Raw genomic sequence first — 13,701 nt, 5'->3', positions numbered from 1 at the left:
TGATTCAAGCGATACACAAGAAAACAAGCAATGGCTCAAAAATATCAAGCGGTCAAAGGCATGAATGACGTGCTGCCGGCCGAGTCCTATCAGTGGGAGTTCTTTGAAGGCAAGCTGCGCGAACTGCTGGCCGACTACGGCTATCAGAATATCCGCACCCCCATCGTCGAAACCACGCCGCTGTTCGTCCGCGCCATCGGCGAAGTCACCGACGTGGTGGAGAAGGAGATGTACACCTTCATCGACAGCCTGAACGGCGACAGCCTGACGCTGCGGCCCGAAGGCACCGCCGGCACCCTGCGCGCGGTGGTCGAGCACAACCTTCTGTACAATGCCACCCAGAAACTGTGGTACATGGGGCCGATGTTCCGCCATGAGCGTCCGCAGAAGGGCCGCTATCGTCAGTTCCACCAGATGGGCGTGGAAGCGCTGGGCTTCGCCGGCCCGGATATCGACGCCGAAATCATCGCGATGACTGCCGATCTGTGGCGTCGCCTGGGCCTGTCCCAGTATGTGCGCCTGGAAATCAATTCTCTGGGCAACCAGGAAGAGCGCGCCGCGCACCGTCAGGCGCTGATCGCCTATCTGGAACGGCATGTGGACATCCTGGACGAAGACGGCAAGCGCCGGATGTACAGCAATCCGCTGCGGGTGCTGGACACCAAGAACCCGGCGCTGCAGCAGATGGCCGACGAAGCGCCCAAGCTGTCCGACTACCTGGGCGAGGCGTCCCGCGCGCATTACGAAGGCTGGAAGGCGATGATCCGCGAGCTGGGCGTCGACTTCGTGGAGAATCCGCGTCTGGTGCGCGGGCTCGACTACTACAACCAGTCGGTGTTCGAATGGGTGACCAGCGAGCTGGGCGCCCAAGGCACGATTTGCGCCGGCGGCCGCTATGACGGCCTGATCGAGCAACTGGGCGGCAAGCCCGCGGCCGGCATCGGCTTCGGCATGGGCCTGGAGCGCGTGGTGCTGCTGTTGCAGGATAAGCAGCTCTTGCCGGCGCAACGCAGCGTCGACGTCTACCTGGTGAACCAGGGCGAAGGCGCGGGGCTGTACGCGATGAAGCTGGCGCAGACTTTGCGCGCCGCCGGCCTGTCGGTGGTGCAGCACTTGGGCGAAGGCAGCTTCAAGTCGCAAATGAAAAAAGCCGACGGCTGCGGCGCGCAGTTCGCCGTCATCGTCGGCGAAGATGAAATAAAAACGGGTCAGGCGGTGATCAAGGCGCTGCGCGCCGAGATGGACCAACACACTGTGGCGGCGGAAGCGGTGGCCGCCACGCTGATCTCACTGAAAGCTTAAGGGAGAGGGGCGCAATGGCGTTCGACTTGCAGGAACAGGAACAGATTGATTCGATCAAAGCCTTCTGGCAGCAGTGGGGCAAGCTGATCGCCGGCGTGCTGGCGGCGTCCGCCATTGCCTATCTGGGTTTCAAGGGCTACCGCTATTACCAGGAGCAGCAGGCGCAGAAAGCCGCGGCCGCTTACGAGAACATCGACGCGGCGGTGGCGTCCAAGGACATCGCCAAGCTGAAGTCCGCAGTGACGCTGTTGCAGAACGACTTCGGCTCTTCGGCCTACGCCACCCGCGGCTCGCTGATTCTGGCCAAGGCCGCCTTCGACAAGAACGAGCTCGCGCTGGCCAAGAGCCAGCTGGAATGGGTGCTGGCCAATAGCAAGGACGAATCGGTAAGCGCCATCGCCCGCCTGCGTCTGGCCTCCCTGTTGCTGGACCAGAAAACCTACGATGCGGCGATCGCCGAACTGAACAAGGCGCATCCGGCCGGCTTCGACGCGCTGTTCCTGGATTTGAAGGGCGACGTGCTGGTCGCCAAGGGCGACGCCGCCGCCGCGCGCGACGCCTATAAATCCGCTTTGGCCAAACTGGTGGGCGATTCCCCGAATCGCCAGTTCATCCAGACCAAACTCGACGCGCTGGGAGGCTGATCGCATGCGCCGCCAATTGTTGCTGACCGCTGTGCTGTCCTCCTCCTTGCTGGCCGGCTGCGCCAGCTGGTTTGAAAGCAATACCCAGTTCAAGCCCACCCCGCTCGTCGCGATCAAGCCCTTGCAAGGGCTGGAGGTCAAATGGACGGCGGGACAGGCCGCGCCGGCCGCCGGCTTCCTGCCGGTCTACGCCAACGGCCTGGTGGTGAGCGCCGACGCCGACGGCCGCGTGCGCAGCATCGACGCCCTCAGCGGCCGCGTCAGCGCGGACGTGGATCTGAAGCGCAAGCTGAGCGCCGGCGTCGCCGTGGCCGGCGACATGGTGCTGGTGGGCACCCAGGACGCCAAGTTGCTGGCGGTGGAACGCGCCAGCGGCAAAGTGCTGTGGCAGCAGCCGCTGACCAGCCTGATGCTGGAGGCGCCGCAAGTGGCCGGCGATATGGTGCTGGTGCGCACCAACGACGCGCGCCTGACCGGCTTCTCTCTGAGCGAAGGCGGCAAGCAGCTGTGGTCCAGCGGCAATGTGCTGCCGCAGCTGACCGTGCGCAACAACGGCTCGATGCAGGCGGTGGGCAAGGAGGCGGTGATGGTGGGGCAGGCCGGTGGCCGCCTGGACATCGTCAACCCGCAAACCGGCAACGCTTTGTGGCAGGGCGCGGTGGCCAACCCCCGCGGCGCCACCGAACTGGAACGGATGACCGACGTGACTTCGCGGCCGGTCTTCGACGCCGGTCAGGTGTGCGCGGTCGCCTATCAGGGGCGCGTGGCCTGCTTCGAAGCGCGTTCCGGCAATCTGTTGTGGGCGCGCGAAATCTCGTCCAGCCGCGGCCTGGCCGTGGACGGCCGCAATGTCTACGTCAGCGCGGAAGACGGTTCGGTCTGGGCGTTTGATCGCGGCACCGGCCGCAATATTTGGAAAACCGACGACCTGAAATATCGGGACGTCACCGGCCCCGCTCTGTTGGGCCGCTTTGTGCTGGTGGGAGATGGCGAAGGTTACGCCCATCTGCTATCCAATGAGAGCGGCAGCATCGTGGGCCGAGTCAAGGTCGGGCCCGCCCTGACCAATCAACCGGTGTCGCTGGGTTCGTCCGCCTTGATGCAAGGCAAGGACGGCCGTCTGGCGATGCTGACTTTGGGATAATAAAGCAGTACTCATGAAACCTACCGTAGCTCTGGTCGGCCGCCCCAATGTGGGCAAGTCGACCTTATTCAACCGGCTGACCCGCAGCCGCGACGCCCTGGTCGCCGACCAGCCCGGCCTGACGCGCGATCGCCACTATGGCCATGGCCGCGTGGGCGAAAAGCCGTATCTTGTGGTCGATACCGGCGGTTTCGAGCCGGTGGTGGACGAAGGCATTCTGTTCGAAATGGCCAAGCAGACGCTGCAGGCCGTGGACGAAGCCGATGCCGTGGTGTTCCTGGTGGACGGTCGCAACGGCCTGACGCCGCAAGACAAAATCATCGCCAACCGTCTGCGCCAGCTGCAGCGTCCGGTCTTCCTCGCCGTCAACAAGGCGGAAGGCATGCGGCACGCCATCGCCGGCGCCGAGTTCCACGAACTCGCGCTGGGCGAGCCGCTGGTAATCTCCGCCGCCCATGGCGACGGCGTGCGCGAATTGATGGAACTGGTGCTGGCGGACTTCCCGGAAGAAGTGGAAGAAGAAGCCTCGCGCCATCCCAAGTTCGCGGTGATCGGCCGGCCCAACGTCGGCAAGTCCACCCTGGTCAACGCCATCCTGGGCGAGGAGCGCGTCATCGCCTTCGACCAGGCCGGCACCACTCGCGACAGCATATATATTGATTTTGAGCGAGATGGCCATACCTACACCATCATTGACACCGCGGGCGTGCGTCGCCGGGCCAAGGTCAGCGAGATGCTTGAGAAGTTCTCGGTGATCAAGACCATGAAGGCGATCGAAGACGCCAACGTGGCGGTGCTGGTGCTGGACGCTCAACTGGATATTTCCGAGCAAGACGCCACCATCGCGGGTTTCGCGTTGGAAGCGGGCCGGGCGCTGGTGGTGGCGGTGAACAAATGGGACAACCTGGACGGGGAGCAAAAGGAAACGGTGCGTCGCGAGATCGCGCGCAAGCTGAACTTCCTGGATTTTGCAAAGTTCCATTACATCTCCGCCATTGAAGGCCGCGGCGTGGCAGACTTGTTCAAGTCCATCGACGAGGCCTACCGGGCGGCCATGGCCAAGCTGGCCACGCCCAAGCTGACCCGGGTGCTGCAAGTGGCGCTGGAGCGGCAGCAGCCGCCGCGCTCCGGTTTGATCCGCCCGAAAATGCGCTATGCGCACCAAGGCGGCCAGAACCCGCCCATCATCGTGGTGCACGGCAATGCGCTGGATGCGGTGCCGAACAGTTATACCCGCTATCTGGAACATACCTTCCGGAAAGTGTTCAAGCTGCAGGGCACGCCGCTGCGCGTACAGTACAAGTCTTCGGAGAATCCGTTCGACACCGACGACGGCAAGGAGAAGTCCCGAGCCAAGCCCAAGCCGATGTCCAAGATGCGCGGACGCGAAAAAGAAGTGCGTTACGGCAAGAGCGGCAAGGGCAGCAGCAGTAAAAAATAGTACGCCGGGATGTTTTCTGCTAATAATAAGCAGACAACCGGGCTGTAAGGTTCAGTTAATACAACAATCAACGATTCGGAGAATAACGAATGAGCTCTAAAGGGCAAATGTTACAAGACCCGTTCCTGAACATCCTGCGTAAGGAACATGTGCCGGTGTCCATCTACCTGGTCAACGGTATTAAACTTCAGGGTCAGGTAGAATCCTTTGACCAGTACGTGGTGCTGTTGAAAAACACGGTGACACAGATGGTGTACAAACACGCCATTTCCACCGTCGTGCCCGCCCGTCCGGTCAATCTTCCCCATGAACACCCGGTGCAAAAGCAGGAGCAGCAAGACGCCTAAAGCGTTGCTGTGCTTGTGACCGGGCCGATCGGCCGCGCCAAACCGGCGCGGCTTGTCGGCCTTTTATCTTTTGCGCCCCAACTATGGTTTCCGAATAGTGTTTGATCGTCCCGACTTAGGCGACCAGGCGGTTCTGGTCTGTCTGGATTTTGGAGATGCCGATTACCAGGAAAACATCGCCGAGTGCGCCGAGCTGGTCAAGAGCGCCGGCGTAGAGGTGATGGGCGTGGTGCAGGGCAAGCGGCAGCGCCCGGACGCCGCGCTGTTCGCGGGCAAGGGCAAGGTCGAGGAAATCGGCCTGCTGGTGCGCGCCACCGATGCCAATGTAGTGATATTCAACCATGCTTTGGCGCCTGGCCAGGAGCGTAATCTGGAGCGGGCGCTGCAGTGTCGCGTCATCGACCGCAACAGCCTGATTCTGGACATCTTCGCCCAGCGCGCGCGTAGTCACGAAGGCAAGCTGCAAGTCGAACTGGCCCAGCTGTCGCACATGTCCACCCGCCTGGTGCGGGGCTGGACCCACTTGGAGCGCCAGAAGGGCGGCATAGGCTTGCGCGGCCCCGGCGAAACCCAGCTCGAAACCGACCGCCGGCTGCTCGGCATCCGCGTCAAGGCGCTGAAAGAGCGGCTGGCCCAGGTGCAAAAGCAGCGCAATACCCAGCGCAAGGGGCGCGGCCGGGCCGGCATCGCCTCGGTGTCCATCGTCGGTTACACCAACGCGGGCAAGTCCACCTTGTTCAACGCGCTGACCAAGGCGCGCATCTACGCGGCGGACCAATTGTTCGCCACGCTGGACACCACCAGCCGCAAGCTGTTCCTCAATCACCAGACATCCATCGTGATTTCGGATACTGTGGGCTTTATCCGCGATCTGCCGCACACCCTGGTGGCGGCGTTCCGCGCCACACTGGAGGAAACCGTGCGCGCGGATCTCCTGCTGCACGTGGTGGATGGCTCCAGCGATATGCGTGATGTGCAGATCGAGGAGGTCAACAAGGTGTTGGCCGAGATCGGCGCGGACGGCATTCCGCAGCTGCTGGTCTGGAACAAATGCGATCTGCGCGAGATGGAGCCGGAGATCGAGCGCGACGCGGCGGGTCGTCCGGTTTCGGTGCGGGTTTCGGCCCTGACCGGGGCCGGCCTGGAACTCTTGCGCGCGGCGATTGCCGAATGCGTGCATCCTTCCCAAAACAACCATAAAGACTATTACGAGCATGTCGCAGAATGACCCTAACCGAGGCCGCCGAGGCAATGAAGGGCCGCCGGACCTCGATGAAGTATTCCGCAACCTAAATCAGAAGCTGTCGCGGCTGCTGGGCGCCAAAGGCAGCGGCGCCGGCGGCAGTCCCGCGTCCGGCGTCAAACCGCCGTTCAAGGGCGGTGCCATCGCCGTGGTGGGCGTATTGGCGGCCTTGTGGCTGGCCAGCGGTTTCTACGTGGTGGACGCGCGCGAGCAAGGCGTGGTGCTGCGCCTGGGCAGCTTCAACCGGGTGACCGAGCCGGGCCTGCAATGGCACGCGCCGTTCCCGATTGAAAAGGTGGAGATCGTCAACCTGACCGAAGTGCGCAGCGTGGAAGTGGGCTACCGCAACACCGCCCAGACACGAGTGGCGGAAGAGTCGCTGATGCTGACTTCGGACCAGAACATCATCGACGTCCAATTGTCGGTGCAGTACGACATCAAGGACGCGCGCGCCTTCCTGTTCAACAACGCCTCGCGCGAGCGGGACGCCAAGGACATCGTCAAGCAGGCGACCGAAACCGCGATTCGCGAAGTGGTGGGCCGCAACAAGGTCGACTTCGTGTTGAACGAAGGGCGGACGCAGATCGCGGTGGAAACCCAGAAACTGATTCAGGAAGTGCTGGATCGTTATTCGCTGGGCGTGCGCATCGCCAAGGTCAACATCAACGCGGTGCAGCCGCCCGAGCAAGTGCTGGCGGCCTTCGACGACGCGGTGAAGGCCGGTCAGGACAAGGACAAGCTGCGCAACGAAGGCCTGGCTTACGCCAACGAGGTGCTGCCCAAGGCCCAGGGCCTGGCCGCGCGCCTGCAGCAGGAGGCCGAAGCCTACGAGCAGAAAGTCGTTTCCCGCGCGGAAGGCGACGCTTCGCGCTTCAAGCAAGTGTTGTCTGAATACAACAAAGCGCCCAAGGTCATGCGCGATCGTCTGTATCTGGACATGATGCAGCAGATCATGAGCAGCACCACCAAGGTGGTGGTGGACCAGAAGGGCGGCAACAATCTCTTGTACCTGCCTTTGGACAAGCTGATCCAGCAGAGTAATCCGGGCGCTTCCGGCGCGGCGGCGCCCGCCGCCAGCGCGGTTCCGCAGCAGACGGAGCCGGCTGCGCCGGCCGCTCAGGCCGGCAATGCCAAAGGGGGGCGGGACGTGACCCGCGGGCGTGATTTTTTTGGGGCGGAGCGATAAGCAATGGATAGACTGATTCCGACTGTAGTTGCCATAGCCGGTGTGCTATTTGTTGCCAGCCTGTCGCTGTTCACCGTGGATCAGCGCCAATACGCGCTGGTTTTCCAGTTTGGCGAAGTGGTGCGCATCATTAAGGAGCCGGGCATTCAGTTCAAGGTGCCGCTGCTGCAGAACGTGCGTTACTTCGACCGCCGCGTGCAGACCATCGACGCCGAGGCGCCGGAACTGTTCAACACCCGCGAGAAAAAGAACGTGTTGGTGGACAGCTTCGTCAAATGGCGCGTGGTGGACGTTGAGCAGTTTTACAAGAGCGTGGGTTCCGAGGCCGCCGCTGTGGCGCGTTTGAAACAGACCATCAATGACGGGTTGCGCGCGGAATTCGGCCAAAAGATGGTTGCCGACGTCATTTCCGGCAAGCGCGATCAGGTGATGGATACGGTTCGCAAGCGCGCGGACGCGGATGCGCGTAAAATAGGCGTACAAATTCTCGACGTGCGCTTAAAACGAGTCGATTTTCCGGATAAAATAAGCAGTTCGGTCTTCGATCGCATGCAGTCCGAGCGCCGCACCGTCGCCAGCCAGTTGCGCAGCGAGGGCGCCGCGGATGCGGAACGCATCCGCGCCGAAGCGGACAAGCAGCGTGAAGTGGTGCTGGCCGAAGCGTATCGTCAGGCTCAGGAGCTGAAGGGCAAGGGCGACGCGAAGGCGGCGGCGATTTACGCCGAGGCTTACGGCAAGAACCCGGACTTCTACGCTTTCTGGCGCAGCATGGACGCGTACAAGGAGTCGTTCAAGAACAAGAGCGACGTCCTGGTGCTGGAGCCGAGCAGCGAGTTCTTCAAGTACTTCAAGAACCCGCAGTCGGGAGCGGCCAAGGCCAAGTAAGCGGCCAAGGCTGGCGGAAGACGCCGCGCAAGACAATCGAGTATGGAACACTGGCCGGGGCGACCTGGCCAGTTTGCTGATAACAAGGCGGGATGCTTCCCGCCTTTTATTCTGTTGAAAAGAATCATGCGTAATTGGCTGTTACCGGAATACATCGCGGATATTCTGCCCGCCACCGCGCGCCAGGTGGAGTCCGCTAAGGCGGCGATGCTGGAAGGCTTTCGCGTGGCGGGCTACGAGTTGGTGCTGCCGCCGCTGATCGAGTACATCGATTCGCTGGTCAGCGAGGAAGACGCTTCGCTCGAGCTCAAGACCTTCAAGCTGGACGATCAGTTGTCCGGCCGGCAAATGGGCTTGCGCGCCGACATCACGCCCCAAGTGTCGCGCATAGACGCGCACTTGCTCGGCGAGCGCACCGGCGTGACTCGGCTGTGCTACGCCGGCAGCGTGGTGCATACCCGGCCGGACGGCCTGGCCGGCTCCCGCGAGCCGCTGCAAGTGGGGGCGGAGCTGTACGGCTACGCCGGCATCGAGGCCGACCTGGAAATCATTGAGTTGATGCTGGGCGCCTTGGAGCGCGCCGGCGTGTCCAGTCTGCGGCTGGACATCGGCCATATGGCGATTTATCGCGGTATCGCTTCCGCCGCCGGTTTGTCGGCGGAGGCCAGCCGGGCGTTGTTCGCCAAGCTGCAGGGCAAGGACGTGGCCAGCATCCGCGAGTTGGTCCGCGATGTGGCCGAACCGTACCGCAGCGCTTTTCTGGCTTTGCCGGAGCTTTATGGTCCGATCGAGGAGCTGGACCGGGCGCGTTCCCGTTTGCCGTCCTTGCCCGAGGTGGAGCTTGGCCTGATGCAGCTGTCCGCTGTGGCCAAGGCGCTGGAGGGCCGGGTGGCCCTGAGCTTCGACCTGACCGAACTGCGCGGCACGCAGTATCACAACGGCCTGCTGTTCGCCGCCTATGCTGAGGGCTGGGCCGAAGAGCTGGCGCGCGGCGGCCGCTACGACAATGTGGGTCGTCGTTTCGGCCGCGCCCGGCCGGCCACCGGCTTCAGCCTGGATTTGCGCGACCTGATCCGCATCCTGCCGGAGCAAGGCTCGGTCAGGGGCATCCGCCTGGCCGCCAGGCACTGGCCGCAGGCGCGGGCTGAAGTGGCGCGTCTGCGCGCAGCGGGCGAAATGGTGGTGATTGATTATCTGGGCGAGTCCGCCCAGGCCTTGAATTGCGATCGCGAGCTGACTTCGGACGGCTCGGATTGGCATGTGGTTTCATTTAACTGATTTTTGAATCTGACTGAAGAAGAGGTTTTTTCCAATGTCCAAGAACGTTGTCGTGATCGGTACCCAGTGGGGTGATGAAGGCAAGGGCAAGATCGTTGACTGGCTGACCGACCACGCGCGTGCCGTGGTTCGCTTCCAGGGCGGCCACAACGCGGGCCACACTCTGGTGGTGGGCGGCAAGAAAACTGTGCTGCGCCTGATTCCGTCCGGCATTCTGCGCGACGATGTCGAGTGCTTCATCGGCAATGGCGTGGTGTTGTCTCCGGAAGCCTTGCTCAAAGAGATCGACGAGCTGGAAACCGCCGGCGTGAATGTCGCCGCCCGCCTGAAGATTTCCGAAGGCTGCCCGCTGATCCTGCCTTACCACGTCGCTCTGGACCAGGCGCGCGAAGCCGCCAAGGGCGCAGGCAAGATCGGCACCACCGGCCGCGGCATCGGCCCCTGCTATGAAGACAAGGTGGCGCGCCGCGCCTTGAAGGTGATCGACTTGTTCGATACCGCCCGCTTTGCCGAGAAGCTGAAGGAAAACGTCGAATACTACAACTTCATGCTGACCCAGCTGTTCCAGGCCGAGCCGGTGAGTTTCGACGTCATCCTGGCCGACACCCTGAAACTGGCCGAGCGCATCAAGCCCATGGTGGCCGATGTGTCCCGCACCCTGTACGACATGAACCAGGCGGGCATTCCGCTGCTGTTCGAAGGCGCGCAAGGCACGCTGCTGGACATCGACCACGGCACTTATCCGTACGTGACGTCGTCCAACTGCGTGGCCGGCGCCGCGGCGCCGGGCGCCGGCGTGGCTCCGCAAATGCTCAACTATGTGCTGGGCATCGTTAAGGGCTACACCACCCGCGTGGGTTCCGGTCCGTTCCCGACCGAGCAGGAAAACGAGATCGGCATGTTCCTGGCCAAGCGCGGCAACGAGTTCGGCTCGGTGACCGGCCGTCCGCGTCGCTGTGGCTGGTTCGACGCCGCCGCGCTCAAGCGCTCTATCCAGATCAACGGCGTGTCCGGTCTGTGCGTGACTAAACTGGACGTGATGGACGGCCTGGAAGAGATCAAGCTGTGCGTGGGCTACACCCTGGACGGCGAGAAAGTGGACATCCTGCCGTTTGGTTCCGACGCGGTCAGCCAGTGCGTGCCGGTTTATGAAACCATGCCGGGCTGGACCGAAAGCACGTTCGGCGCCAAGCGCTGGGAAGACCTGCCGGCCAACGCTCAGGCTTATCTGACTCGCATCGCCGAAGTATGCGGCGCGCCGGTGGACATTATCTCCACGGGTCCGGACCGCGAAGAAACCATCGTGATGCGTCATCCTTTCGGTCTGTAAGCCCGATTCGACCCATCGACGGAAACCCGCCTGCAAGGCGGGTTTTTTCATGCCCGCGGCGGGCGTAGACTGTTGGATTCTGGTTTCCGAAGGCAAAAAATGCAGCCATTGAATGTCGCCTTGGTGGGCTACGGCTACGCCGGCAAGACTTTTCACGCGCCCTTGATCGCCGCGGTGCCCGAGTTGCGGCTGGCGGCCGTGGTCAGCAGCCGGCCGGACGCGGTGCGGGCCGATTGGCCGCAAGTGCCGGTACTGGCCGATTTGGAGCGGGCTTTGGCCGATCCGGCTATCGATATGCTCGTTATCGCCAGTCCCAACCAATTGCATTATCCGCAGGCGCGCGCGAGCTTGACGGCCGGCAAGCACGTGGTGGTGGACAAGCCGTTCACGGTGACGCAGGCGGAGGCGAGGGAGCTGTGCCTGATGGCGGAGCGGCCGGGCGGCCCGCTGTTGTCGGTATTCCACAATCGGCGCTGGGACGCGGACTTTCTGGCGCTCAAGGCCTTGCTGGCCAGCGGCGAGTTGGGGCCGCTCAGCCATTTCGAGTCCCACTTCGATCGTTACCGGCCGCAGGTGCGCGCGCGCTGGCGCGAACAGGACCAGCCGGGCGCGGGGCTGTGGTACGACCTGGGGCCGCATCTGCTGGATCAGGTTCTGCAGTTGCTGGGCTGGCCGCGGACGATTTATGCGAGCTTGTCCAAACAAAGGGTCGGCGCGCAGGCGACGGATTACTTTCACGTTCAGCTGGGATATGGGGAGTGTCAGGCAGTCTTGCATGCCTCTTGCCTGGTTAGCGGCGGCGCTCCGCGCTTTAGTCTGCACGGCGGGCTCGCCAGCTACGTCAAGTTCGGCCTGGACGGCCAGGAGGAGTGCTTGAAGCGGGGCGGCCGTCCCGGCGAGGCGGGCTGGGGCGTGGACCTTGCGCCCGGCATCTTGTACCGTCAGCGGGACGATGAAGCCCTCAGCGAAACTTGGCCGTCCCCTTCGGGCGATTATCGAGATTATTACCGGGCGGTGGCGCTTGCCGCGCGGGGCTTGGGCGCCAACCCGGTGACGGCGCGGGAGGCGTGTCAGGTGATGGCCTTGCTGGAGCTGGGGGAGAAGAGCGCGCGGGAGGGACGGCGTCTGTTTTGCCTGCCGAAGGCTTGAGCGAGTCCGCTTCACCTTTCGACATCTTTTGCGCGGCCCAGGTCCGTCGTTCCGGCGGCGGCGGGTGCTACACTGCTGTTTCCATTTCCAGAAGTTTGATCGTCATGCAGCTCAAGCTCGCCGCCGGCATGGTGACCCCGTTGATCGTGGCCACCGCCTTGTTCATGGAGAACATGGACGCCACCGTGATTTCCACCTCTTTGCCGGAGATCGCGCGCGATCTATTGGTGGATCCAATTGGCTTGAAATTGGCGCTGACGTCTTATCTGGTCAGTCTGGCCGTGTTCATTCCTATCAGCGGTTGGATGGCGGACCGTTTCGGCTCGCGGCGTATTTTTCGCGCCGCCATCGCCGTTTTCGTCGCGGGTTCCGTATTGTGCGCGCTCAGCAATACATTGGGCGGCTTTGTGTTGGCGCGCTTTGTGCAGGGCATAGGCGGAGCGATGATGGTGCCGGTGGGGCGCTTGGTGATTCTGCGCACCACCGCGAAAGCGGACTTGGTGCGGGCGCTCAGCTATCTGACGGTGCCCGCCTTGCTGGGGCCGGTGATTGGACCGCCCTTGGGCGGTTTCATCAGCACCTATCTGCATTGGCGCTGGATATTCTTGATCAATATCCCGATCGGTGTGCTCGGCTGGGTGTTGGCAAGGCGTCATATCGAAGACTTGAAAGACGAACACGTGCCGCCGCTGGACTGGCTGGGCTTTGCCCTGAGCGGCGTGGGCCTGTCCTTGCTGATGCTTGGTCTGGCCTCCGAGGGCAAGCATTTGGTCTCGGCGCAATGGTCCGTCGTGCTGGCGGCGACAGGCGTGGGCTTGCTGTGGCTTTATCTGCTGCATTACCGTCGCACAGCTCATCCCTTGCTGGATTTGTCCTTGCTGCGGCTGTCGACCTTTCATGCCGGCGTGGTGGGCGGTTTCGTGTTCCGCGTCGGCATTGGCGCCACGCCTTTTTTGCTGCCGCTGATGCTGCAATTGGGTCTGGGCCTCAATCCCTTTGTCTCCGGCTTGTTGACCTGTTCCACTGCGGTGGGCGCCATCTTCATGAAGACCTTGGTGATGCGCATCTTGCGGCGCTACGGTTTTCGCCGGGTCTTGATGGCCAATAGCGTGCTCGCGGGTCTTTCCATTGCCGCGTACGCGTTGTTCTACGAGGCGCCGAGCTATGTCTGGATGTTGCTGGTCTTCGTGCTGGGCGGCTGTCTTCGCTCCTTGCAGTTCACCAGCCTGAACGCGATCTCTTTTGCCGAGGTTGAGCCGGCCGGCATGAGTCATGCCACCAGTCTTTCCGGGGTGGCGCAGCAGCTGGCGGCGGGCTTGGGGGTGACGGTGGGGGCCTTCGTCGTGCAGGGGGTGAGTCTGTTGCAGGGACATGTGCGCTTGACCGTGGTCGACTTCGCCTGGGCTTTCGCCATCATGGGCGCCTTGACCATGTTGTCCAGCCTGATGTTCGCCTCGCTGGATCCGCGCGCTGGCGAAGAGATGGCTTCGCGCTGAGAAGGGGGGAAATGCAAAACCCCCGTTGATCATAAATCAACGGGGGTTTATTGGTGCCCAAGAGAAGACTCGAACTTCCACACCCTTGCGGGCGCTAGGACCTGAACCTAGTGCGTCTACCAATTCCGCCACCTGGGCATAAACTTAAATTGTTTTGCTGCTCGACTACGATATAAACATCATCGGAGCCGTTGAAACTGTTGGTGCCCAAGAGAAGACTCGAACTTCCACACCCTTGCGGGCGCTAGGACCTGAA

12 protein-coding genes and 1 tRNA gene are annotated in these 13,701 nt (G+C 62.6%); 12 read left to right on the top strand and 1 reads right to left on the bottom strand.

Features of this window, described 5'->3' with window-relative positions; translation table 11 throughout:
• Positions 1–30 precede the first annotated feature (30 nt).
• The 12 genes from hisS to ACODSD_RS22490 all read left to right on the top strand — a co-directional run bounded on the left by hisS (position 31) and on the right by ACODSD_RS22490 (position 13,445).
• On the top strand, positions 31–1,302 hold the full coding sequence (hisS, locus tag ACODSD_RS22545) for a histidine--tRNA ligase (protein WP_107798557.1): 1,272 nt from the start codon (positions 31–33) through the stop codon (positions 1,300–1,302).
• A gap of 14 nt (positions 1,303–1,316) precedes the next feature.
• On the top strand, positions 1,317–1,946 hold the full coding sequence (locus ACODSD_RS22540; RefSeq protein ID WP_107798558.1) for a YfgM family protein: 630 nt from the start codon (positions 1,317–1,319) through the stop codon (positions 1,944–1,946).
• 4 nt (positions 1,947–1,950) lie between these two features.
• Entirely contained in the window at positions 1,951–3,090 is a 1,140-nt protein-coding gene (gene bamB / locus ACODSD_RS22535; RefSeq protein WP_227104359.1) for an outer membrane protein assembly factor BamB, read from the top strand.
• 13 nt (positions 3,091–3,103) lie between these two features.
• Positions 3,104–4,531, top strand: a complete 1,428-nt coding sequence (gene der / locus ACODSD_RS22530; protein WP_107798560.1) for a ribosome biogenesis GTPase Der — start codon at positions 3,104–3,106, stop codon at positions 4,529–4,531.
• A gap of 89 nt (positions 4,532–4,620) precedes the next feature.
• Positions 4,621–4,878, top strand: a complete 258-nt coding sequence (gene hfq, locus ACODSD_RS22525) for an RNA chaperone Hfq (protein ID WP_039756760.1) — start codon at positions 4,621–4,623, stop codon at positions 4,876–4,878.
• 97 nt (positions 4,879–4,975) lie between these two features.
• Complete coding sequence (gene hflX, locus ACODSD_RS22520; protein WP_107798561.1) at positions 4,976–6,106, top strand: ribosome rescue GTPase HflX; 1,131 nt, start codon at positions 4,976–4,978, stop codon at positions 6,104–6,106.
• Positions 6,093–7,307 (top strand): FtsH protease activity modulator HflK, encoded by a 1,215-nt coding sequence (gene hflK, locus ACODSD_RS22515; RefSeq protein ID WP_227104357.1) that lies wholly within the window; start codon positions 6,093–6,095, stop codon positions 7,305–7,307. The genes hflX and hflK overlap by 14 nt, the downstream gene beginning before the upstream one ends.
• A 3-nt stretch (positions 7,308–7,310) precedes the next feature.
• Positions 7,311–8,192 (top strand): protease modulator HflC, encoded by an 882-nt coding sequence (gene hflC / locus ACODSD_RS22510; RefSeq protein ID WP_081547400.1) that lies wholly within the window; start codon positions 7,311–7,313, stop codon positions 8,190–8,192.
• 126 nt (positions 8,193–8,318) lie between these two features.
• Positions 8,319–9,470: an ATP phosphoribosyltransferase regulatory subunit gene (locus ACODSD_RS22505; RefSeq protein ID WP_488878383.1), complete on the top strand. Its 1,152-nt coding sequence runs from the start codon at positions 8,319–8,321 to the stop codon at positions 9,468–9,470.
• Positions 9,471–9,504: 34 nt separating this feature from the next.
• Positions 9,505–10,800, top strand: coding sequence for an adenylosuccinate synthase (locus ACODSD_RS22500; RefSeq protein WP_107798564.1), 1,296 nt, complete (start codon positions 9,505–9,507; stop codon positions 10,798–10,800).
• 99 nt (positions 10,801–10,899) lie between these two features.
• Positions 10,900–11,949 carry an oxidoreductase gene (locus ACODSD_RS22495; RefSeq protein WP_488878382.1) on the top strand — a complete coding sequence of 350 codons (1,050 nt, stop codon included), beginning with the start codon at positions 10,900–10,902 and terminating at the stop codon, positions 11,947–11,949.
• Positions 11,950–12,053: 104 nt separating this feature from the next.
• Positions 12,054–13,445, top strand: coding sequence for an MFS transporter (locus tag ACODSD_RS22490; protein WP_488878381.1), 1,392 nt, complete (start codon positions 12,054–12,056; stop codon positions 13,443–13,445).
• A 51-nt stretch (positions 13,446–13,496) separates the two neighbouring features.
• Here ACODSD_RS22490 and ACODSD_RS22485 read toward each other — a convergent pair.
• Positions 13,497–13,583 (bottom strand) — tRNA-Leu (locus ACODSD_RS22485).
• Positions 13,584–13,701: the final 118 nt, after the last annotated feature.

The organism is Chromobacterium sp. FG22 (assembly GCF_057809415.1).
Note: the sequence above shows the minus strand (reverse complement) of the source record. Positions and strands in the feature narration are given on the sequence as shown.